General features: G+C 61.4%; 22 protein-coding genes. 13 read left to right on the forward strand and 9 right to left on the reverse strand.

Translation table 11 applies throughout. The features are described from left to right. The first annotated feature begins 41 nt into the window (after positions 1 to 41). The 3 genes from ACOCLD_RS03550 to ACOCLD_RS03560 are packed head-to-tail and all read left to right on the forward strand — an operon-like array spanning position 42 to position 1,341. Positions 42 to 287, forward strand: coding sequence for a GlsB/YeaQ/YmgE family stress response membrane protein (locus ACOCLD_RS03550; RefSeq protein ID WP_422910884.1), 246 nt, complete (start codon positions 42 to 44; stop codon positions 285 to 287). 36 nt (positions 288 to 323) lie between these two features. Continuing rightward, positions 324 to 857 (forward strand): DUF3299 domain-containing protein, encoded by a 534-nt coding sequence (locus tag ACOCLD_RS03555; RefSeq protein ID WP_422910885.1) that lies wholly within the window; start codon positions 324 to 326, stop codon positions 855 to 857. 16 nt (positions 858 to 873) lie between these two features. Beyond that, positions 874 to 1,341, forward strand: a complete 468-nt coding sequence (locus ACOCLD_RS03560) for an FAD/FMN-containing dehydrogenase (RefSeq protein WP_422910886.1) — start codon at positions 874 to 876, stop codon at positions 1,339 to 1,341. A 39-nt stretch (positions 1,342 to 1,380) separates the two neighbouring features. Here ACOCLD_RS03560 and ACOCLD_RS03565 read toward each other — a convergent pair whose 3' ends face one another. From ACOCLD_RS03565 to ACOCLD_RS03575, 3 genes are all read right to left on the reverse strand, one after another. Continuing rightward, on the reverse strand, positions 1,381 to 2,280 hold the full coding sequence (locus tag ACOCLD_RS03565; protein ID WP_422910887.1) for a D-hexose-6-phosphate mutarotase: 900 nt from the start codon (positions 2,278 to 2,280) through the stop codon (positions 1,381 to 1,383). Between the two features lie 105 nt (positions 2,281 to 2,385). After that, the gene (locus ACOCLD_RS03570; protein ID WP_422910888.1) at positions 2,386 to 3,762 is read right to left on the reverse strand and encodes a TRAP transporter large permease; all 1,377 of its coding nucleotides are present in this window, start codon (positions 3,760 to 3,762) and stop codon (positions 2,386 to 2,388) included. Continuing rightward, on the reverse strand, positions 3,755 to 4,300 hold the full coding sequence (locus ACOCLD_RS03575) for a TRAP transporter small permease subunit (protein ID WP_392539238.1): 546 nt from the start codon (positions 4,298 to 4,300) through the stop codon (positions 3,755 to 3,757). The genes ACOCLD_RS03570 and ACOCLD_RS03575 overlap by 8 nt, the downstream gene beginning before the upstream one ends. A gap of 195 nt (positions 4,301 to 4,495) precedes the next feature. On the opposite strand from ACOCLD_RS03575, the gene ACOCLD_RS03580 reads away from it, so the two are divergent. Continuing rightward, positions 4,496 to 5,596: a TRAP transporter substrate-binding protein gene (locus tag ACOCLD_RS03580; protein ID WP_233683194.1), complete on the forward strand. Its 1,101-nt coding sequence runs from the start codon at positions 4,496 to 4,498 to the stop codon at positions 5,594 to 5,596. A 78-nt stretch (positions 5,597 to 5,674) separates the two neighbouring features. On the opposite strand, the gene ACOCLD_RS03585 is transcribed toward ACOCLD_RS03580, so the two are convergent. Continuing rightward, positions 5,675 to 6,076 (reverse strand): acyl-CoA thioesterase, encoded by a 402-nt coding sequence (locus ACOCLD_RS03585; RefSeq protein ID WP_233683195.1) that lies wholly within the window; start codon positions 6,074 to 6,076, stop codon positions 5,675 to 5,677. A gap of 311 nt (positions 6,077 to 6,387) precedes the next feature. On the opposite strand from ACOCLD_RS03585, the gene ACOCLD_RS03590 reads away from it, so the two are divergent. From ACOCLD_RS03590 to ACOCLD_RS03620, 7 genes are all read left to right on the forward strand, one after another. Further along, entirely contained in the window at positions 6,388 to 7,356 is a 969-nt protein-coding gene (locus tag ACOCLD_RS03590) for a PstS family phosphate ABC transporter substrate-binding protein (RefSeq protein ID WP_233683196.1), read from the forward strand. Between the two features lie 254 nt (positions 7,357 to 7,610). Continuing rightward, the gene (locus tag ACOCLD_RS03595) at positions 7,611 to 9,896 is read left to right on the forward strand and encodes an ABC transporter permease subunit (protein ID WP_422910889.1); all 2,286 of its coding nucleotides are present in this window, start codon (positions 7,611 to 7,613) and stop codon (positions 9,894 to 9,896) included. Between the two features lie 15 nt (positions 9,897 to 9,911). Beyond that, on the forward strand, positions 9,912 to 11,588 hold the full coding sequence (pstA, locus tag ACOCLD_RS03600) for a phosphate ABC transporter permease PstA (RefSeq protein ID WP_422910890.1): 1,677 nt from the start codon (positions 9,912 to 9,914) through the stop codon (positions 11,586 to 11,588). Positions 11,589 to 11,651: 63 nt separating this feature from the next. Next, a complete protein-coding gene (gene pstB, locus ACOCLD_RS03605; protein WP_257776529.1) occupies positions 11,652 to 12,485 on the forward strand; it encodes a phosphate ABC transporter ATP-binding protein PstB in 834 nt (277 codons plus the stop codon). Positions 12,486 to 12,623: 138 nt separating this feature from the next. Beyond that, complete coding sequence (gene phoU, locus ACOCLD_RS03610; protein ID WP_257776530.1) at positions 12,624 to 13,355, forward strand: phosphate signaling complex protein PhoU; 732 nt, start codon at positions 12,624 to 12,626, stop codon at positions 13,353 to 13,355. A 132-nt stretch (positions 13,356 to 13,487) separates the two neighbouring features. After that, positions 13,488 to 14,396 carry a response regulator gene (locus ACOCLD_RS03615; protein ID WP_392539240.1) on the forward strand — a complete coding sequence of 303 codons (909 nt, stop codon included), beginning with the start codon at positions 13,488 to 13,490 and terminating at the stop codon, positions 14,394 to 14,396. A 182-nt stretch (positions 14,397 to 14,578) separates the two neighbouring features. Then, complete coding sequence (locus ACOCLD_RS03620; protein WP_422910891.1) at positions 14,579 to 15,475, forward strand: peptidoglycan DD-metalloendopeptidase family protein; 897 nt, start codon at positions 14,579 to 14,581, stop codon at positions 15,473 to 15,475. 97 nt (positions 15,476 to 15,572) lie between these two features. Here ACOCLD_RS03620 and ACOCLD_RS03625 read toward each other — a convergent pair whose 3' ends face one another. From ACOCLD_RS03625 to ACOCLD_RS03645, 5 genes are all read right to left on the reverse strand, one after another. Continuing rightward, the gene (locus ACOCLD_RS03625; protein WP_257776535.1) at positions 15,573 to 16,913 is read right to left on the reverse strand and encodes a hemolysin family protein; all 1,341 of its coding nucleotides are present in this window, start codon (positions 16,911 to 16,913) and stop codon (positions 15,573 to 15,575) included. A 69-nt stretch (positions 16,914 to 16,982) separates the two neighbouring features. Further along, entirely contained in the window at positions 16,983 to 18,290 is a 1,308-nt protein-coding gene (gene phoR, locus ACOCLD_RS03630) for a phosphate regulon sensor histidine kinase PhoR (protein WP_422910892.1), read from the reverse strand. Between the two features lie 53 nt (positions 18,291 to 18,343). After that, complete coding sequence (phoB, locus tag ACOCLD_RS03635) at positions 18,344 to 19,033, reverse strand: phosphate regulon transcriptional regulator PhoB (RefSeq protein WP_160013767.1); 690 nt, start codon at positions 19,031 to 19,033, stop codon at positions 18,344 to 18,346. 91 nt (positions 19,034 to 19,124) lie between these two features. Further along, a complete protein-coding gene (ubiA, locus tag ACOCLD_RS03640; RefSeq protein WP_160013766.1) occupies positions 19,125 to 20,018 on the reverse strand; it encodes a 4-hydroxybenzoate octaprenyltransferase in 894 nt (297 codons plus the stop codon). Between the two features lie 125 nt (positions 20,019 to 20,143). Next, positions 20,144 to 20,698 carry a chorismate--pyruvate lyase family protein gene (locus tag ACOCLD_RS03645; protein WP_422910893.1) on the reverse strand — a complete coding sequence of 185 codons (555 nt, stop codon included), beginning with the start codon at positions 20,696 to 20,698 and terminating at the stop codon, positions 20,144 to 20,146. A 215-nt stretch (positions 20,699 to 20,913) separates the two neighbouring features. Between ACOCLD_RS03645 and ACOCLD_RS03650 the strand changes: the two genes are divergently transcribed. After that, a complete protein-coding gene (locus ACOCLD_RS03650; RefSeq protein WP_108489156.1) occupies positions 20,914 to 21,081 on the forward strand; it encodes a rubredoxin in 168 nt (55 codons plus the stop codon). A gap of 322 nt (positions 21,082 to 21,403) precedes the next feature. Beyond that, entirely contained in the window at positions 21,404 to 21,571 is a 168-nt protein-coding gene (locus tag ACOCLD_RS03655) for a rubredoxin (RefSeq protein WP_090379673.1), read from the forward strand.

The raw sequence follows: 21,571 nt of genomic DNA on the forward strand, positions 1-21,571 counted from the left end.
CGCCAGTATTGGCCCCTGCAATACACACGGAGTGACGCACCATGAGCATTATCGGCATCATCTTTATCGGCCTGATCGTTGGCCTCATCGCGCGCTTTATCAAACCTGGCAACGACAGCATGGGTTGGATCATGACCATCCTGCTGGGTATCGGTGGCTCCATCGCCGCCACCTACGGCGGCCAGGCACTGGGCATCTACAAGGTGGGCGAATCCGCCGGTTTTATCGGCGCGGTGATCGGCGCGGTGGTGCTGCTGATCATCTACGGCGCTGTCAAAAAGAGCTGATGCCCGTTTTCATCCTGCTGCCTTGCGAGCCCATTGATGCGCTACCTGTTACTGCCCTTGTTGTTGATCAGTACCCTGGCCTGCGCCGAACTGCCGGAAACCGATTGGCTGGAGCTGATGCCGCCGGAAGACCGCCAGGCCCTGGAGGAGATGCCCGAGATCAGTCACCAGGGCCTTGAGCAGGACAGCGGCTTTTACAACCCCGGTGGCCTCAAGCAGCAGGATCAGGACCTGCCCGCGGTGATGTACTCGACGAAAACCGTCGCCGCCTTCGACGGCAAAGCCATCCGCCTGGGTGGCTACCCGGTGCCGCTGGAAACCGACAGCAAAGGCCGCAGCATATTGTTCTTCCTGGTTCCCTACCCCGGTGCCTGCATCCACGTGCCGCCGCCACCGCCGAACCAGCTGGTACTGGTGCGCTACCCCAAAGGCATCGAACTTGAAGACATCTACAACCCACTCTGGGTCAGCGGCACGCTGAAGATCGAACAGGTCAACAACGAGCTGGCGGATGCGGCGTATGCCATGCAGGCGGATGTGGTTAGAGTGGTGACCGATGATGACCTGTAAGCCTGGGGCCCCTGCCATGAAAGCTGCCATCGCTGTACTGCTGTGCCTGATCTCCGCCACCAGCATGGCCCTGGAAACCGGTGAGCGTTTGGCACCCTGGACCCTGCTTGATCAGCATGACCAGGCCTACACCCTGGACGATCAACTGCAGGTGCTGCTGGTGGCCCGTAGCATGGACGCCGCCAAACTCGTCGACGCGGCCTTGCAGGGCAAGCCCAAGGGCTATCTGGAGCAGCGCCACGTCGTGTTTCTCGCCGATATCAGCCGCATGCCGAGCATCATCGGCAAACTCTTTGCCATCCCCAAAATGCGTGACTACAGCTACCGCATCCTCCTCGACCGCGACGCCCGTATCGCCCCCCGTTACCCGGCGGACACTGCCAGCGTACTGTGGCTAGACCTGCGCCAGGGCCAGCTACAGGGGCAACGCCGCTTTACCGATGCGGCCGAGTTGGCGCAGGCGTTGGAGACGGCGGGGCAGTGAGCGCATTGCCGGTGCTGTTACTCGCCAGGTAGACCTCTCTTATGCCGGTTCAGCCCACAGGCTCAGGTCGAGCTGGTGCTGTTGTCCGGCGCCCAGCACGCGAATGTCGTCCATGACATTGGCGTGCTCGATACACAGCATGCCCTGCCAGGCATCACTGGCGAATTGTGACAGGCGCTGGGCTTTGTCGATCCAGGGGTTCCACAGCACGGCCGAATTCGAGCCGCCGCTGTGCAGTTGGATGCGCCGCTGCCAGGTGTGATCGAGGATGCTCAGGTGTGCGGGCGTATCGAGATAGATGCGGTCAGTCTCGTCGCTGAATGTCAGCAGACCGTCCTGCTGACGTTGCTGCCAGTCTTCCAGGGTTTCGATATAGCGGCAGCCGTGCAGACCTTCGACCGCGACGTGGCGAATATCGCTGATAGCAAAGTAACTGTGCAGCGCCTGGCTGATCGCCAGCGGCGTGTCGCCCAGGTTGCGGCTGTTCAGCTGGATATGCAGGCGCTCATCCAGGCGAATACTCAAGCGCAGTTCGGCGACGTGGGGCCAGTCGCTCAGGGGCTGGCTGGCGCTGTTGTAGCTGAATTCCAGCTGGACGCCGTCATCACGGCTGTCGATGCCTTGCAGCTGCCAGTCAAGGCTGCGCACCAGGCCATGGGCAGGTGCAGCGTCTGGCTGCCGATGCATGGCTTGCACTGCTTGTGGGTTGCGTTGCAGGTTGCCGAACCAGGGCCAGCACACCGGCACACCGCCGCGCACGCCTTGCCCACGCTTGTAGGCAGCCTGCTCGCTGAGCCAGATCAGCGGCGGCTGGTCATCTTGCTGGTAGCTGAGAATCTGCGCGCCCTGCTGGCTGATCAGCAATTCATTCGCGCCATGGCGCACGCGCCAGCAGGTCAGTTCGTCCAGTTCAAGGCGTTCAACATGGGATCTGGCCATCGGCGTACTCGTAGAAGAAAGAATAAAGAAGGCTATTGGAGCCCAGCTTGCGCGCAGAAAGCAAAACGCCCGTCAGTGACGGGCGTTGTGTGGCTGGAGTCAGGCTTACTTACCGTAGACCTGCTCCGGCAGCCAGGTGATCAGTCCCGGGAACTGGTAGGCAATCACCAGTAGCAGGATCTGGATCAGAATAAACGGCACCACACCTTTGTAGATGGTGCTGGTGGGCACCGAGGGCGGGGTGACGCCGCGCAGGTAGAACAGCGCGAAGCCGAACGGTGGGGTGAGGAACGAGGTCTGCAGGTTCAGGGCGATCATCACCCCGAGCCAGATCGGATCCAGGCCCATGGCCAGCAATACCGGGCCGACAATCGGCACCACCACGAAGGTGATCTCGATAAAGTCGAGGATAAAGCCGAGCAGGAAGATCACCACCATCACCAGGAAAAACGCACCGAGTACGCCGCCGGGCAGTTGGGCGAATACGTCCTCGATCAGGGCTTCGCCACCGAAACCACGGAACACCAGGGAAAACAGCGAGGCGCCGATCAGGATGAGGAATACCATGGCGCTGATTTCGGTGGTGCCGGATGCCACTTCACGCAGCTGGCCGAAGTTCAGTTTGCCCTTGTAGAAGGCCAGCAGCATGGCACCCAAGGCCCCGAGAGCAGCGGCTTCGGTTGGGGTGGCGTAACCGGCGAGGATCGAGCCGAGCACCGCGCCGATCAGCAGCAGTGGTGGCACCAACGCGTTGATCAGCTTGCCCCATTCGATCGGGCCGAGCTCTTCCTGTGGCAGGGCCGGCAGCTTCTTCGGTTGCAGGATTGCCACGCCGATGATGTAGAGAATGTACATCCCCACCAGCAGCAGGCCGGGTAGCAGCGCACCGACGAACAGGTCGCCCACCGATACGGTCTTCGGCGAGAAGATACCCATCTTCAGCTGCGCCTGTTGGTAGGCGCTGGACATCACGTCACCCAGCAGCACCAGCACGATGGACGGGGGAATGATCTGACCCAGGGTGCCGGTCGCAGCCAGGGTGCCGGTGGCAATCGCCGGGTCATAGCCGCGGCGCAGCATGGTCGGCAGCGCCAGCAGGCCCATGGTCACCACGGTGGCGCCGACGATACCGGTGGAGGCGGCGAGCAGCGCACCGACCACGCACACGGAAATCGCCAGGCCGCCGCGCAGGGTGCCGAACAGCCGCGACATGGATTCGAGCAGGTCTTCGGCGACCCTGGATTTCTCCAGCATCACTCCCATAAACACGAACAGCGGCACCGCCAGCATGGTCTGGTTGTTCATGATGCCGAACAGGCGGTTGGGCAGGGCGCTCAGGTAGCCGGCATCGAAAGTGCCGGTAACGACACCGATACCGGCAAACAGCAGGGACACACCAGCCAGGGTAAAGGCCACCGGATAACCGGCCATCAGGGCTGCGCAAATGCTGATAAACAGCAGGATTGCCATTAACTCAGCCATGCGGCACCTCCGCAGCCTGCAGGCGGCCGGTGAGGATATTGGCGGATTTGATCAAATCGGAGATTCCTTGCAGGACCAGGCTGACGACCAGCACCAGAATGATGCTTTTCTGCAGGTAGACGAATTTCAAGCCGCCCGACTCGCTGGAGCCTTCCAGGGTTGACCAGGCATTCGTGACGTAGTCCCAACTGGCCCAGCCGAGGAACAGGCAAACCGGCAACAGGAAGAACAGCGTACCGATGCTGTCGACCAGCGCTTTGCGGCGTGGGCTGAACTTCTGGTAGAAGATGTCCACCCGCACGTGGCCGTTGCGCTGCAGTACCCAGGCGGCGGCGCCCATGAAGACCAGTGCATGGGCGTACAGCACCGCTTCCTGCAGGGCGGTGGCGCCGATCCCGAAACCGTAACGCAACACCACCACGATGGCGGTGCCGATCACCAGAAACAGGGTCAACCAGGAACAGGCTTTGCCGAAGCGGGCATTGAATGAATCGATCAGATGAGCAAGGCCGAGCAGAAGCGGAGGCTTATCGGACATTGTGAGTCCTTCTTGTGGTTATGGGCTTTGTGGGCAGGCCGGCGATTCTAGGCAGGCCTTCTGGCGTGCGGCAATGGCACTACAACTTTAGTCGTATCCGCTAGGCTTGAGAGTCACTTACCCCTATGTTACTCAGGCGCGGTCTACCTGCAGCGATCCTGTGGTCAGACCACTACAACAATAAAGGAGCTTTGCATGAAACGTCGTCAAATACTCGCAGCAGCCGGTGTCGGCCTCGCAGCCACGGCTTTGGCCGGTTGCAAGCAAGAAGCCGATACCGCTGGCAAGCCTCAAGAGGGCGCGAGCGCTCAGACCTTCAACTGGAAAATGGTTACTTCCTGGCCGAAGAACTTCCCGGGTGTAGGCGTGGGCGCCGAACGCTTCGCCAAGCTGGTTGAAGAAATGAGCAACGGCCGCCTGAAGATCAAGGTCTATGCCGCTGGCGAACTGGTGCCTGCGCTGGAAGTATTCGATGCCGTGAGCCGCGGCACCGCCGAGATGGGCCACGGCGCACCGTACTACTGGAAAGGCAAAGTGCCTGCCGCGCAGTTTTTCTGCGCGCTGCCGTTTGGCCCCAACGCCCAGGAAATGAATGCCTGGCTGCACCGTGGTGGCGGCATGCAGCTGTGGGAAGAAACCTACAAGCCGTTCGGCGTGCTGCCGATGGCTTGCGGCGCGACCGGTGTGCAGACTGCAGGCTGGTTCAACAAGGAAATCAACGGCGTGGCCGATTTCCAGGGCCTGAAGATGCGCACCCCGGGGCTGGGCGGCGAAGTGCTGACCAAGATGGGCGGCACCGTGGTCAACATGCCGGCTGGTGAGATCTTCACTGCGCTGCAAACCGGTGCCATCGACGCCACCGAGTGGATCGGACCATACAACGACCAGGCCCTGGGCCTGCACAAAGCCGCCAAGTACTACTACACCCCGGGCTGGCAAGAGCCGAACGTGACCTTCGAGCTGGACGTCAACATCAAGGCCTGGGAAACCCTGCCGGCCGATCTGCAAGCCATCGTTCGCGCCGCCGCGCGTGATGTGAACGGCGACATGCTCGACGATTACAACGCGAAGAACATGGAAGCGTTGGAGCAGCTCAAGGCCGAGGGTGTGGAAGTGCGCCGCCTGCCGGACGAAGTGCTGGCCAAACTCAAGGAAGTGGCGGCCGAAGTGGTTGATGCCAGCGCCGCCGCCGACCCGGTGGCGAGCAAGGTATGGGCGCAACAGAAGGCCTACCTCAAGCGTCTGTATGACTACGCCGAGCTGAACGAGAAGGATATCTACAACATCCGCAGCTAATTTCTAGCGCACAGCAAAACGCCGGCTTAATAGCCGGCGTTTTTGTTTTTGCGGGCGGATGGGGCTAACCCATCTGGTCTAGCGCCGTGCCGGCACCGGACGGGTGCGGCCGCTGCCGTCGATGGCGACAAACACGAAGACCGCCTCGGTGACCTTGCGCCATTCGCTGGACAGCGGATCGTCGCTCCACACTTCGACCAGCATCTGGATCGAGCTGCGGCCCACTTCCACGGTTTGCGTATAGAAGGACAGCTGCGCGCCCACCGCCACCGGCACCAGAAAGGCCATGCGGTCGATGGCCACGGTGGCAACGCGGCCGCCGGCGACCTTGCTGGCCATGGCAGTGCCTGCCAGGTCCATTTGCGACACCAGCCAGCCGCCGAAAATATCGCCAAATCCGTTGGTTTCACGCGGCAGCGCGGTGATCTGCAAAGCCAGGTCGCCTTGCGGGATGGGGTCTTCCTGTTCGAAATCGTGCATCGGATAGGCTCGCGGCGCGGTTGTTTTTATTGGCGCGGTGCAGGGCTTGGCGCTGGCGGCGAGTCTGGCTCTGCGGCGATCGCGGGGTGGCCCGGCAGGCCCGCGGGAGTGCGGGCGCTGCGAGTATAACGACTCGGCAGTCGCAGGGCGACCATGGCAGTTGGCCGCCAGGGCTCGGCCTCTCGGTTTATCGACTGCTGCAAAACATGGGTCGCGTTCATCTAACTGTCACATTGCTTACATACAGTCGTCATGCGGCCTACAGATACTTGGCCCCGTTCAATCCAACACTTGTTTTCCAGGAGTAAGGCATGAAACTTAAGCGTTTGATGGCGGCCATGACTTTTGTCGCCGCTGGCGTGGCTACTGCCACTGCGGTTGCTGCTGTCGACCCGGCTCTGCCGAGCTACACCAAGACTTCCGGCGTATCGGGCAACCTGTCCAGCGTCGGCTCCGACTCCCTGGCCAACCTGATGACCCTGTGGGCTGAAGAGTTCAAAAAGGAATACCCGAACGTCAACATCCAGATTCAGGCCGCCGGTTCTTCTACTGCGCCGCCCGCTCTGACTGAAGGCACCGCCAGCATGGGCCCGATGAGCCGTGCGATGAAGGATGCCGAGATCCAGGCCTTCGAAGAGAAATACGGCTACAAGCCGACTGCCGTACCGGTAGCCATCGACGCCCTGGCCGTATTCGTACACAAAGATAACCCGATCAAGTCCCTGGACATGGCTCAGGTTGACGCGATCTTCTCCAGCACCCGCCTGTGCGGTGGCGCTACCGATATCAAAACCTGGGGTGACCTGGGCATGACCGGTGAGTGGGCGGCCAAGCCGATCCAGCTGTTCGGTCGTAACTCGGTATCCGGCACTTACGGTTACTTCAAAGAAGAAGCCCTGTGCAAAGGTGACTTCAAGGCCAACGTCAACGAGCAGCCAGGTTCGGCTTCCGTGGTGCAGTCGATCTCCAGCACCATCAACGCCATCGGTTACTCGGGTATCGGCTACAAGACTTCCAGCGTGAAGACTGTGCCTTTGTCGAAGAAAGGCGGCGAAGCCTTTGACGCCAACGAAGAAAACGCCCTGGCTGGCAAGTTCCCGCTGGCTCGCTTCTTCTACGTTTACGTCAACAAGGCGCCGAACAAGCCACTGAGCCCGCTGGATGCCGAGTTCGTCAAGCTGGTGCTGTCCAAGCAAGGTCAGGAAGTGGTCGTGAAAGACGGCTACATCCCGCTGCCGAGCAAAGTGGTTGAGAAAACCATGAAGGAACTGGGTCTGTAAGACCGGCCTGTTAGGCAAGGACGCCCCAAATGGTCGGGAACCCTTTTTAACGTCGCGTAGCGACGGCCCGAAGGGTGGTCGCCAGGGATGGCAGACCATAAAAACTCGCACGCCCGCCTTCGTTTACGACAGGTGGGCGTTGCTTTGTCAAAGCGCTGTAACTTTTCTGTCATACAGGGCCGCTAGAGTGAGCACTCGTATAGCGACAGAAATCACTATGGCGCGCTCATGGCTGCGCAGAGACGCTCTTACCTATGAATGACTTGGCTAGTGAAACCATGACCGCCACATCCAAATCCCTCGGGCTGGACTTCAACACTCCGGCTCTGCAGCGCAAACGGCGTATCCGTGCGCTGAAAGATCGTTTCGCCCGCTGGGCGGTATCCGTCGGTGGTATGGCCGTACTCGGTGCCATCACCCTGATCTTCTTCTACCTGGCTTATGTGGTGCTGCCGATGTTTCAGGGCGCCAGCATGGAAAGCCGCAAGCCGGTGCAGGTCGCCTGGCTGAATGAAGCGGCTGCGCCGCTGCTGCTGACTCTGGAAGAACAGAACCAGATGGGCATGCGCCTGGATCAGAGCGGCAAGGTGCAGTTCTTCGATGCGAAGAACATGCAGCCGTTGAACAGCATGCAATTGCCGATTCCCGCGGGTGCGCAGATTGCCTCGATCGGCCAGGATCAGCCGGGTAGCAACCGTGTCGCCCTAGGCCTGTCCAACGGCCAGGTGCTGGTGTTCCAGCATGTTTACAAGATCACCTACCCGAATGATGTGAAAACCATCAATCCGAGTGTTGAGTTTCCCTTTGGTGAGGCTGCGATTGGCCTCGATCCGCAGGGGCGCGCGCTGGATCATGTGGGCATCAGCCTGAATAGCGGTACGTTGATGCTTGCCGGTTCCACCGGTGTAGAGCTGCATGTGCTGAAGCTGGGTCGCGAAGAGAACATGATGACGGGCGAGGTGACCCTCAGCGAAGAGCGTATCGCCCTGCCGCAGATTGCCGAGCCGATCAAGGCGCTGATTATCGACCCGCGTCACCTGTGGCTGTATGTGGTCAATGGCCGCGCCACGGCTGATGTTTTCGACATGCGCAACAACAGCCTGAACGGCCGTTACAAGTTGCTGGAAGACGGCAAGCTGGAAGTCAGCAACGCCACTTCGCTGCTCGGCGGCATTTCGCTGATGATCGGTGACAGCAGTGGCGGCATCGCGCAGTGGTTTATGGTGCGCGAAGCAGACGGCAAAGCCGTCCTGAAGTCGATTCGCAGCTTCCAGCTGGCTGGCAGCCCGATCATCCAGATTCTCCCGGAGGAGCGTCGCAAGGGCTTCTTCGCCCTGGATGCCAAGGGCAACCTGGGTATCTTCCACAGCACCGCCCACCGTACCTTGCTGGTTGAGTCGGTGGCCGAAGGGCAGGCTCTGGCTGCTCTGTCGCCACGCGCCAACCGCGTGCTGGTGGAAAGCGATGGCCAGCTGCAGCGTTTGATCATCGACAACCCGCACCCGGAGATTTCCTGGAGTTCGCTGTGGGGCAAGGTCTGGTACGAAAACTATGACGCACCGAGCCATGTCTGGCAGTCGACTTCGGCCAGCACTGACAACGAGCCCAAGCTGAGTCTTGCGCCGCTGGCCTTCGGTACCCTGAAAGCCGCGTTCTACGCCATGCTCCTGGCCGCGCCGCTGGCCATCGCTGCCGCCCTCTACACCGCTTACTTCATGGCCCCGGCGCTGCGCCGCAAGGTCAAACCGGTGATCGAGCTGATGGAAGCGCTGCCCACGGTGATCCTCGGCTTCTTCGCCGGTCTGTTCCTCGCGCCGTATGTGGAAGGCCACCTGCCGGGCATCTTCAGTCTGCTGTTGTTTACCCCAATCGGCATTCTGCTGGCCGGTTACCTGTGGAGCCGCCTGCCGGAGTCGATCCGCCTGAGCGTGCCAGACGGCTGGGAATCGGCGCTGCTGATTCCGGTGATCCTGCTGGTCGGCTACCTGTCGCTGGCCATGAGCGGTCACGTGGAGAACTGGCTGTTCGACGGCAACATGCGCTTGTGGCTGAGCAATGATCTGGGCATTCCGTTCGACCAGCGCAACGCCCTGGTGGTCGGTCTGGCCATGGGTTTTGCGGTGATCCCGACCATCTACTCGATTGCCGAAGACGCCGTGTTCAGTGTGCCGAAAAGCCTGACCTTTGGTTCCCTGGCGCTCGGTGCGACGCCGTGGCAGACCCTGACCCGCGTGGTCATTCTGACCGCCAGCCCGGGCATCTTCTCGGCCGTGATGATCGGCATGGGCCGTGCTGTCGGCGAGACCATGATCGTGCTGATGGCCACCGGCAACACCGCGATCATGGACATGAACATCTTCGAAGGTCTGCGCACCCTGGCCGCCAACGTGGCGGTGGAAATGCCCGAGTCGGAAGTCGGTGGTACCCACTACCGCGTGCTGTTCCTCTCGGCGCTGGTGTTGCTTGCCTTCACCTTTGTCATGAACACCCTGGCGGAGTTGGTACGCCAGCGTCTGCGCGTCAAGTACGCCTCGCTCTAAGGCTTGGGAAGGTATATGTCCGTGAAACAGAACAACCTGAAAACCTGGTTCAAGAGCGGTACGCCGTGGATCTGGATGAACGCTGGTGCGGTGTCGATTGCCGTGATCATGACCCTGGGTCTGATGATGGTGATCGCCGTGCGCGGCCTCGGCCACTTCTGGCCGGCGGATATCGTTGAGGCTGACTACCAGATCCCTGGTCAGGAAGCCCGGGTGATGGCCGGCGAGATCAGCCAGATCGAAGAAGTGCCGCGTGCCCGTCTGGCCGCTTCCGGCTTGCCGGTGGACGCCAACGGCGGCGAGTTCATGACCCGCGAGCTTTTCAAGGTGGGTAACCGCGATATCTACGGCGCGGATTTCACCTGGGTGGTCGGCGAATGGCTGAGTAACCCGCGCACCCCGGAAAATCTCACGGCGCTGGAGCGCCGCGAGTGGGGCAACTTCTACGGCTACCTGGTCAACGTCAAGGAAAACGGCGCACTGGTTGCTGAAGGCGACGCCAGCTGGCCTGCCCTGCAAGAGCGTCTTGCGCGCGTCGAGCAGTTGCACAAGCAGCTGGTGCGCCTGGAGAAAAAGGACATCGGCCGAATCAACGCCGGGCTTGAGCGCATCCGCCTGCAAACCCGCAAGCTGGAGCTGCAGGGCAAGCTGGACGCGGTCGCCCAGGCCGAGCTGGATGCCGAGCGGGCGCAGTGGGACGCCGAATACAAGGTGCTGGAAACCGAGCTGATCGCCCTCAACCAGGCGTTCAATCGCGACAGCGTTACCCTGAAAACTGTCGATGGCCGCGAAGTGACCATCAGCCTGGGCAAGGTGGTGCGCGCCTTCCAGCCAAACGCCATGGGCCTGGGTGACAAGCTCGGTTTCTACCTCGCCAAACTGTGGGAATTTGTCAGCGACGACCCGCGTGAGGCCAACACCGAAGGCGGTATCTTCCCGGCGATTTTCGGCACGGTGATGATGACCCTGATCATGGCCGTGATCGTCACCCCGTTCGGTGTGGTCGCTGCCATCTACCTGCGCGAATACGCCAAGCAGGGCCCGCTGACCCGAGTGATCCGCATCGCGGTAAACAACCTGGCGGGCGTTCCGGCCATCGTTTACGGGGTGTTCGGTCTGGGCTTCTTCGTCTATGTGCTGGGTGGCTCGCTGGACCGCATGTTCTTCCCGGAAGCCGCACCGGCGCCGACCTTTGGTACGCCGGGTCTGCTCTGGGCCTCGCTGACCCTGGCGATCCTCACCCTGCCGGTGGTGATCGTGGCCACCGAAGAAGGCCTGGCACGGATTCCCCGCGCCGTGCGTGAAGGCTCCCTGGCCCTCGGCGCGACCAAGGTGGAAACCCTCTGGCGCGTGGTGCTGCCAATGGCCAGCCCGGCGATGATGACCGGTCTGATCCTCGCCGTGGCCCGCGCCGCGGGTGAAGTGGCGCCGCTGATGCTGGTGGGTGTAGTCAAGTTGGCCCCGAGCCTGCCAGTGGATGGTAACTACCCGTACCTGCACCTTGATCAGAAGATCATGCACCTGGGCTTCCACATCTACGACGTCGGCTTCCAGAGCCCCAACGTTGAGGCCGCGCGGCCGCTGGTGTACGCCACTGCGCTGCTGCTGGTGCTGGTCATTGTGGTGCTGAACATGTCGGCGGTTTATATCCGCAACCACCTGCGCGAGAAGTACAAGGCGCTGGATCACTAATCATTGCGCCACGGCCCACTGGCCGTGGCGGCTTAACGAATTTGTTAGCGTAGGGAGCATCCCATGCAGCACGAAGCACACACACACGGTATCGATATGAGCGCTCTGGGGCGCGACCGTCAGGGCTTGAACATGGCCAACGAGCGCGTGGCCATCGATGTGCCGGGTCTGAACCTGTATTACGGCGAGAAGCAGGCACTGTTCGACGTCAAGATGAGCATCCCCAATCAGCGCGTGACGGCGTTTATCGGCCCGTCTGGTTGCGGTAAATCGACCCTGCTGCGTACCTTCAACCGGATGAATGATCTGGTTGACGGCTGCCGCGTAGAAGGTGAAATCAACCTCGACGGCAACAACATCTACCGCAAAGGTGAAGATGTGGCTGAACTGCGCCGCCGCGTCGGCATGGTGTTCCAGAAGCCCAACCCGTTCCCCAAGAGCATCTATGAGAACGTGGTGTACGGCCTGCGCATCCAGGGCATCAATCAGAAACGTGTGCTCGATGAAGCGGTGGAATGGGCGCTGAAAAGCGCGGCGCTGTGGGATGAGGTCAAGGACCGTCTGCATGACTCCGCTCTCGGCCTCTCCGGTGGTCAGCAGCAGCGCCTGGTGATCGCCCGTACCGTGGCGGTGCAGCCGGAAGTGCTGTTGCTCGATGAGCCCTGCTCGGCGCTCGACCCGATTTCCACACTGAAGGTCGAAGAGCTGATCTACGAACTGAAATCCAAATACACCATTGTCATTGTTACCCACAACATGCAGCAGGCGGCGCGGGTGTCGGATTACACGGCGTTTATGTACATGGGCAAACTGATCGAGTTCGGTGATACCGACACGCTGTTCACCAACCCGGCGAAGAAACAAACCGAGGATTACATCACCGGTCGTTACGGTTAATGCGGATCTGTCCCCTCTCCCGCTGGCGGGAGAGGGTTAGGGAGAGGGTGGTGCTTGCAGACCCTTTCCTCCGGCCTCTCTCCCAGACTTCATGAACGAAGGGGAGAGGGGAGGTACAACCCGGCTCAGGACTCTTACATGATCAACAAAGAAAACCTCACCCAGCATATCTCCCAGCAATTCAACGTCGAGCTGGAGGAGGTGCGCAGCCACCTGCTGGCGATGGGCGGCCTGGTCGAGAAGCAGGTCAACGACGCGGTTACCGCACTGATCGACGCCGACTCCGGTCTGGCTCAGCAAGTGCGTGAGATCGATGACCAGATCAACCAGATGGAACGCAATATCGACGAGGAGTGCGTGCGCATTCTCGCTCGTCGCCAGCCGGCGGCGTCTGACCTGCGTCTGATCATCAGCATCTCCAAGTCGGTAATCGATCTGGAGCGCATCGGTGATGAGGCGACCAAGATCGCCAAGCGCGCGATCCTCCTGTGCGAGGAAGGCGAGGCGCCGCGCGGTTATGTTGAGGTGCGGCATATTGGTGATCAGGTGCGCAAGATGGTGCAGGAGGCCCTGGACGCTTTCGCCCGCTTCGATGCCGACCTGGCGCTGTCGGTGGCGCAGTACGACAAGACCGTCGACCGCGAATACAAGACCGCCCTGCGTGAACTGGTGACTTTTATGATGGAAGACCCGCGCTCGATCTCGCGCGTGCTCAACATCATCTGGGCCCTGCGTTCGCTGGAGCGCATCGGCGACCATGCGCGCAATATCGCCGAACTGGTGATCTACCTGGTGCGCGGCACTGACGTGAAGCACATCGGCCTGACCCGTATGCAGGAAGAAGTGCAGGGCAGCGGCAAGGGCAATTAAGGCCCTCGCCAGCGGGTGACCCGGCGTCGCCCGCTCGGCAAAAATGCAGGTAATCGCCACATCTATGCATTTCGGTTGGCCTTTGGCCAGCAGCCGTGACTATGCTTAAGGCCATTACAACGGGAGTGGCCGATGAGCAAAGTCAGTGTGCTGGTAGTGGACGACGCAACCTTTATCCGAGATCTGGTGAAAAAGGGTTTGCGCGACCACTTCCCCGGCATCCAGATCGAAGAAGCCGTGAATGGGCGCAAGGCCCAGCAGCTGCTTGGTCGGCAGAGCATCGACCTGATTCTCTGCGACTGGGAAATGCCGGAGATGTCCGGCCTGGAACTGCTCACCTGGTGCCGCGAGCAGGACAGCCACAAGATCACCCCCTTCATCATGGTCACCAGCCGTGGCGACAAGGAAAATGTCGTGCAGGCGATTCAGGCCGGCGTTTCCGACTTTATCGGCAAACCGTTTTCCAACGAGCAACTGATCACCAAGGTGAAAAAGGCCCTGAGCCGCGCTGGCAAGTTGCAGGCGCTGATGTCCAGCGCGCCGCCGAAAATGCTCAGCACGGGCGCCTTTGCCAATGATTCGCTGTCCGCCTTGACCGGTGGCAAGGCGGATGTGGTCAAGCCCGCCGCCGCGCCTGCGGCCAAGGCGGCTGGCGCCGGCAAACCGGCGGCCAGCAAGGCCGCGCCCAGTGCGGCACCAAGCGGACGGGGGCAGGGCCAGCTGCGCCTGGCGTCGGGCAGTAGCATGGCTTGTGTGATCAAGGCGCTGAGCCTCAAGGAAGCGCTGCTGGTGGTCAAACGCAGCGAAACCCTGCCGCAGGTTCTGGACAGTGCCGTGCTTGATCTGGAGCAGGGTGAAGCGGCGGAAACGGCACGGCTCAACGGCTATCTGCATGCGGTGGCGGCCTTTGAGCCGAAGCCGGACAGCGAATGGCTGCAACTGACGTTCAAGTTTGTCGACCAGGACCCGCAGAAGCTCGACTACATCTCCCGACTGATCGCTCGTGGCACTGCGCAGAAACATTTCAGCCCGGGGGCGTAGGGTGGCGGGTACTTCGTTGTGAGCATGGTGCCGTATTGCATGCTGCGCTCGGTAATGTACGCAAGCATGCCGACCAGCGGCGGTGAGCCGGTTCACAGCCCGACCCTCGGAGCCTCGCGTGGCTTTGGTACGGCTGCTAATCTGAACGGCCCGGACAGACCAATCACAAGATCCGAGTCGTTATGCTAGGGCGTCTGATACTTCTCTGCAGTTTGTTGACCCTTGCCGGCCAGGCAATGGCGTTGACCATTTACAAGTACACCGATGCCAACGGCGTGGTCACCTATACCGACAAGGCCACCGCCGGTGCTCAGGTGTTCGTATTCCGCGACCGTATGGTCGAGCGCCTGGACAATCAGGTAAAGCTGGAAACCAAGAAGCACGAGGCTGGGGAAACCCTGTTGGTGCGCAATGACCTGCATGCTCCGGTGCAGATCGAGTTGCGTCTTGAGCGCCTGGATAACGTCAGTGGTGTACCCGACAAGCCGATCAACTGGGTGCTGCCGCCGCGCAGCAATATCCGCCTGGCCACTCTGGCCCCGCGTGATGCCAGCAAACCCATGCGCTACACCCCCAAGCTGCGTTATGCCATGGGCGACCCACGCCTGTTACCGACCCAGCAACATTACCCCCTGCCGTGGCGTGGCGGCCCGTTTCGCCTGACTCAGGGGGCGAACGGCAAGTACAGCCACTTCACCCCCAAGGGTCGCTACGCCATGGATATCGCTATGCCGGAAGGCACACCGATTGTTGCGGCGCGTGGTGGTGTGGTGGTGAAGACCGAAAACCAGCAGAGCGGCCGTGGCAACAACCCGTCCGGCAACTATGTGCGCATCCTGCATGACGACGGCACCATGGGCGTTTACCTGCACCTGATGCAAGGCTCGGTGGCCGTTACTGAGGGCAGTCATGTTGCCGCTGGCGCCTTTTTGGCGCGCTCCGGCAATACCGGCAACAGCACCGGCCCGCACCTGCATTTCGTGGTGCAACGCAATGTCGGCCTGGCGCTGGAGTCGATCCCCTTTGACTTCTCGCAGCCGGTCAACAGCCTGCCTAATTTCGCCGTCGGCGGCGAGTAAGAACCTGCTTACGATCTGCTGCGCGTCGGCCCTACTTCGTTACCTTGTAGGACTCTAGCTCGCGAGATCGTAAACACGTTCTGCGGCAGTCTTCCCGTCAATCCAGCTTTAACACCTTGGCCAGGACGATCTTCGGGCCTTTCATCTTTTTCACGATGATGCGCAGGCCGTCGACTTCCAGCACTTCTTCTTCCTCTGGCATGCGCTTGAGCGTGTCGTAGATCAGCCCGGCGAGGGTTTCCGCTTCGACGTGATCGAGGTCGACGCCGAGCAGGCGCTCGACCTTGGCCAGTGGTGTGTCGCCACGCACCAGCAGTTTGCCCGGCTGGTAGGCAAGGATACCGCGTTCGGCCTTGCGGTGTTCGTCCTGAATATCGCCGACCAGCGCTTCCAGCACGTCTTCCATGGTCAGGTAGCCGATGACTTTGCCATCGGCTTCTTCGACCAGGGCGAAGTGCGAGCCGCCGATGCGGAACTGCTCCAGCAGGGTGGACAGCGGCATATGCCGGCTGACGCGCTCGATGGGGTGCATCAGCTCGGCCAGTTTCAGTGCCGAGGGCAGCATTTCCAGCAAGGAGAGGTGTAGCAGCAGGTCCTTGATATGCAGCACGCCGACGTATTCACCGCTGTTGTCGTCATAAATCGGGTAGCGGCTGTATTTATGCCGGCGGAACACGCTGAACACTTCATCCAGCGCGGCGTTCAGTGGCAGCGACACCAGGTCTTCGCGGGAGTTGGCCCAGTCCACCACTTCCAGTTCGCCCAGTTCCACCGCCGAGGCCAGCACACGCATGTCCTGATCGCTGGGGTCGCTGGCGCGGCTGGAGTGCAGGATCAGCTTGAGCTCATCGCGGCTGTAATGGTGCTCATGGTGTGGCCCCGGCTCACCCTGACCGGCGATGCGCAAGATGGCGTTGGCACTGGCATTGAGCAGGAAGATCGCCGGGTACATGGCCCAGTAGAACAGGTATAGCGGTGCGGCCGTCCATAGCGACAGCAGCTCGGGTTTGCGAATGGCCCAGGACTTGGGCGCCAGCTCGCCGATCACGATGTGCAGGTAGGAAATGATGAAAAACGCGGTGAAGAAGGCGATGCCATGCACCAGCTTCGGCGATTCGATACCGATGGCACCGAGCAGCGGTTCCAGCAGGTGGGCAAAGGCCGGTTCGCCGACCCAGCCGAGGCCGAGTGAGGCCAGGGTGATCCCCAGCTGACAGGCTGAGAGGTAGGCGTCCAGCTGGTTGTGCACGGTACGCAGGATATGCCCGCGCCAGCCGTTCTGGGCGGCCAGGGCATCCACCTTGGTGGCGCGCAGTTTGACGATGGCGAACTCGGCGGCGACGAAGAAGCCGTTGAGCAGAACCAGAAACAGGGCGAAGAGGACAAGGCCGAAATCGGCGAAATAGCTGTTGGCGACGTAACTCGTGGAGGGGTCCATACAGGGTTCGGGTAGTGGATGACCGCTAAAGGGTGGAGGTTGCCAACGGGCTTTGCAAGTAGGACGCGGCTACTGGCCGCGTTTGACAACCTGTTGGCTGGAGAAGTGACAGGTAAAGGTGCTGCCTTTACCCAGGTTGCTGATGATCTCCAGGCGTGCACGGTGGCGCAGTAGCACATGCTTGACGATGGCCAGACCCAGACCGGTACCGCCGGTGTTGCTGGCGCGACTGGAGTCGACCCGGTAGAAGCGTTCGGTCAGGCGCGGCAGGTGCTTGGCCTCGATGCCCAGGCCGCTGTCCTGCACGCTGAGGTGTGCGCCCTGCTCATCGCCCCACCAGCGCACATGAATCTCGCCTTCGTTCGGGGTGTATTTGACGGCGTTGAACACCAGGTTGGAGAAGGCGCTGCGTAGCTCGGTTTCGCTGCCCTTGAGCTTGAGGTGCGGATCGGCTTCCAGGCTGATGCGGTGATGACGCTCGCCGGACAGCGCCTGGGCATCGTTCTTGATGCTCAGCAGCAGCAGGTCGACGGCCACCGGCTGGTTATCCGAGGGATAATCGGTGGCTTCCAGCTTGGCCAGCAACAGCAGGTCATTCAGCAGGTTCTGCATGCGTCCGCCTTGCTGCTGCATCTGCTGCAGGGCGCGCAGCCAGCGCGGATTCACGTCTTCAACGTTATCCAGCAAGGTTTCCAGGTAGCCGGCGATCACCGTCAGCGGGGTGCGCAGCTCATGCGAGACGTTGGCGACGAAGTCCTTGCGCATCTGTTCCAGCTGATACAGGCGGGTGATGTCGCGCACCAGCATCAGGTGTTCGCGGTTGCCGTACTGGGTGATATGGAATTGCAGGCGCAGGCGGTCGCTGACCGGTGAGGGCAGCTCCAGCGGCTCGTTGTAATTGTGGTTCTCGAAATACTCGATAAAGCGCGGGTCGCGCACCAGGTTGGTGATCTGCTGGCCGCTGTCCTGCGGGGTTTTAAGGCCCAGGAGTTTCTCGGCGGCGATGTTCCACCATTCCAGGTTGCCGTCGCGGTCGAGCATGATCACCGCATCTTTCAGCGCGGCGGTGGACTCTTGTACGCGGTCGATCACCGCCTGCAGGCGGCCACGGACTTTCTGGTCGCGGCGCTGCAGGTGATAGATGCTGTCGAATACTTCGCCCCACAGGCCATAGCCATCGGGCGGCGCTTCGTCACCCTGGCGGGTGCGCAGCCATTTGTGCAGGCGCAGCAGCTGGCTCAGGTGCCAGCCAAGGTAACCAGCCAGGCCGAGCACCAGGGCCCAGGCATATTCGCCGGTGATCAACCCGAGCAGCAGGCAGACACCGACCAGCAGCAACAAACGACGTATCAGGGGGCCGCGCCAGTCTTGATTCAATTCACACTCATCCGCCAATCAATCCATGCTTGCCTGGTGCCGCAGAGCTTAAGTCAGCTCTTGGTGGAGAAACGGTAACCCGTGCCGCGTACCGTCTGCACCAGATTCTCGTAGACCTCGCCGAGGGCTTTGCGCAGGCGACGGATATGCACGTCGACGGTGCGCTCTTCGACATACACGTTGCCGCCCCAGACCTGATCAAGCAGCTGGCCGCGGGTGTAGGCGCGCTCCTGGTGGGTCATGAAAAACTGCAGCAAGCGGTATTCGGTGGGGCCCATTTCGGCCGGTTTGCCGTCGATGGTCACGCGGTGGCTGATCGGGTCGAGCAGCAAGCCGCCGACTTCGATCGGCCCTTCGCTGTCGGTTGGGCCGGCGCGGCGTAGCACGGCTTTAAGGCGCGCCACCAGTTCACGCGGCGAAAACGGTTTGGTGATGTAGTCGTCGGCGCCGACTTCCAGGCCCTGGATCTTGTTGTCCTCTTCGCCCTTGGCGGTGAGCATGATGATCGGGATATCACCGGTCAGCTCATCGCGCTTGAGGCGGCGCGCCAGTTCGATGCCGCTGGTGCCGGGGAGCATCCAGTCGAGCAGGATCAGATCGGGTTTGCGGTCGACGATGATGGCGTGCGCCTGCTGGGTGTTCTCCGCTTCCAGGCACTCGTAGCCGGCCATTTCCAGGGCCACGGCGATCATTTCACGGATCGGTGCTTCGTCATCGACGATCAGGATGTTCTTGCCAACCATGGATCAAGCCTCGGGTCATCTCGCTGTAATGGGCTGCATTAGATAACGGAATTATTGCAGCGATATGACAGCTGCGCGGCAAGCCATCTTTCTACCCGCGCAGTGCGTAGTCCAGAACCAGGCCGATAAAGATCGCCAAGCCGGCCCAGTGGTTGTGCAGAAAGGCATTGAAGCAGGCCATCGGCTTGCGATTACGGGTCTTGTGATACTCCCAGGCAAAGCAGCCGGCGGCGGCCAGCAGGCCGAGGTGGAAGTACAGGCCCAGCTCGAAGCGCGCGGCAGCCAGCAACAGGCAGAGCAGTGCCAGGCCCTGGAGGATGACGATGATCAGACGGTCGGCATCGCCAAACAGAATGGCGGTGGAGCGCACGCCAATCTTCAGATCGTCCTCGCGGTCGGCCATGGCGTAGTAGGTGTCGTAGGCCACGGTCCACAGCAGGTTGGCGATATACAGCAGCCAGGCTTCCGGTGGCAGGCTGCCGGTTTCGGCGGTAAAGGCCATCGGCATGCCCCAGGAAAACGCCGCGCCGAGCACCACCTGTGGATAGAAGGTGTAGCGCTTCATAAAGGGGTAGCAGGCGGCCAGGGCCAAACCGCCGAACGACAGCCAGATGGTGGTGGCGTTGGTAAACAGCACCAGCACAAAGCTCAGCGCCACCAACACGGCGAACAGGATCAAGGCTTCACGCGGTTTGATCTTGCCGCTGGCCAGCGGGCGGGCCTTGGTGCGGCTGACATGGCCGTCGAAGTTGCGGTCGGCGTAGTCGTTGATCACGCAGCCGGCGGCGCGCATCAGGATCACCCCGAAGACGAAGATCAGCAGGTTCTTCACGCTCGGCACGCCTTCGGCCGCCACCCACAGCGCCCACAGCGTCGGCCACAGCAGCAGGTAGATGCCGATGGGCTTGTCCAGGCGCATCAGCTGGATAAAGTCCCAGGCGCGCGGGTGCAGGCGATTGAGTGAATGCAGCAGGCGGGTATACATCGAGCGCGTCTCCGTGCGAGGTGCGGCTGATTATACGGGGAAGCCGGCAGTGGATAGCGAGGTGAGGCCGGACGCTTTTCATCCACCCCAGGACGCAACGATGGATGGGTGACGCGTCATCTGCCCTACGGCGTGTCGACCTCGGTGGCTTGCCAGAACTCAGGAAGGAATACCTCGGCCACCAGCACGCCCAAAGCACCACGGCTAAAACACGAACGCCGCGCCCATAGGCGCTCGCTACAGGCTTCCACTGGCAGCCACTGGGCCGGGTAGCGACACACCTGCAGCTCACCGCGATCAAAGGCGCGGTCGCTGAACAGCAATTCACCCAGCGAGCGGCTGCCGAGTTGGTCCAGTGCCAGGCCGGAGCCTTCCAGCGCGCTGCGCGCCGCCACGCTGCGGGCAAATACCCAGGGCTGGCCGTGGCCGCGCAGGTACACCTCGCGTACCCAGCCCTGGCTGCCGCTGGCCACACCCAGTGCGCTGCACTCATCGTTGCGCAGGCGCTGCCAGCCTTCCTGCAGGGGGGTCACGCTAAAGCCATTGGCCGACAGAGCGGTCAGGCGGCGGGTCAGCGAGTCTTCATTGAACAGCCAGTCGCGCACCGCTGCCGTGGGCGCAGGGTGGAGTTGGCTGGCAGTCAGCCAGCGCGGCGGATGAGCGAGAGCGGCGTGGGGCACGGGCAGGTTTCACCGTAGGCAGAGGCGCGCGAGTCTAACATGAGCCCTCTGCTCGGACAGGTGGCGCAAGACGCGGCGATTGGCCGCTACGCCGGGCACAACCCGACTTTGGTTGGCCCCGATGACGGGCTATTCATCGCCCGGCGGCTTGGCGCACCTGCACATATACGGTAGTTTCCCCGGCGCAATAGCCGTGTGATCCGCCTGAGGTAGTTATGAAGAAGTGGCAATGTGTGGTCTGTGGACTGATTTACGACGAGAGCCAAGGCTGGCCTGATGAAGGCATCGCCGCCGGTACGGCGTGGCAGGATGTTCCGGAAGACTGGCTGTGCCCGGACTGTGGCGTAGGCAAGCTGGATTTTGAAATGATCGAAATCGGCTAAGAGCCGTCTCCGATCTGCTGCGCGTCGGCGCTGCTGCGTTAAAAACAGGCTCGGCAAGCCGCTTGCGGCTAACGCGCTTTAGCGCGGCCCGAAGGGCGAGTGAAACGAGTACTGCTCATTTACAGCCGTAGACTCCGCTTTCTCGCCTGTTTGACCAGCCGGAGGCTGTTACTACGTAGCGCCTTGCATCGCTCTAGCTCGCGAGATCTGAAACTGGTTCTAAGTAGATGCTGCTCTAGGCGGCGACCCAAGGGTCGCCGTTTTGTTTGGCGAGTGCCCATACTCAATACCTCGAACGAGCTGAATCAGCAGCGAGGTGGTTATGCGCAAGTGGCAGTGTGTGGTGTGCGGTTTTATCTATGACGAAGCCCTCGGCCTGCCCGAGGAAGGCATCGCTCCTGGTACGGCCTGGGAAGATATTCCCGCCGACTGGCTGTGCCCTGATTGTGGCGTCGGCAAGCTGGATTTCGAGATGATCGAGATCGCCTGA

The sequence above is a fragment of the Pseudomonas cimarronensis genome, from assembly GCF_049331905.1.
Taxonomy (GTDB): Bacteria; Pseudomonadota; Gammaproteobacteria; order Pseudomonadales; family Pseudomonadaceae; genus Aquipseudomonas.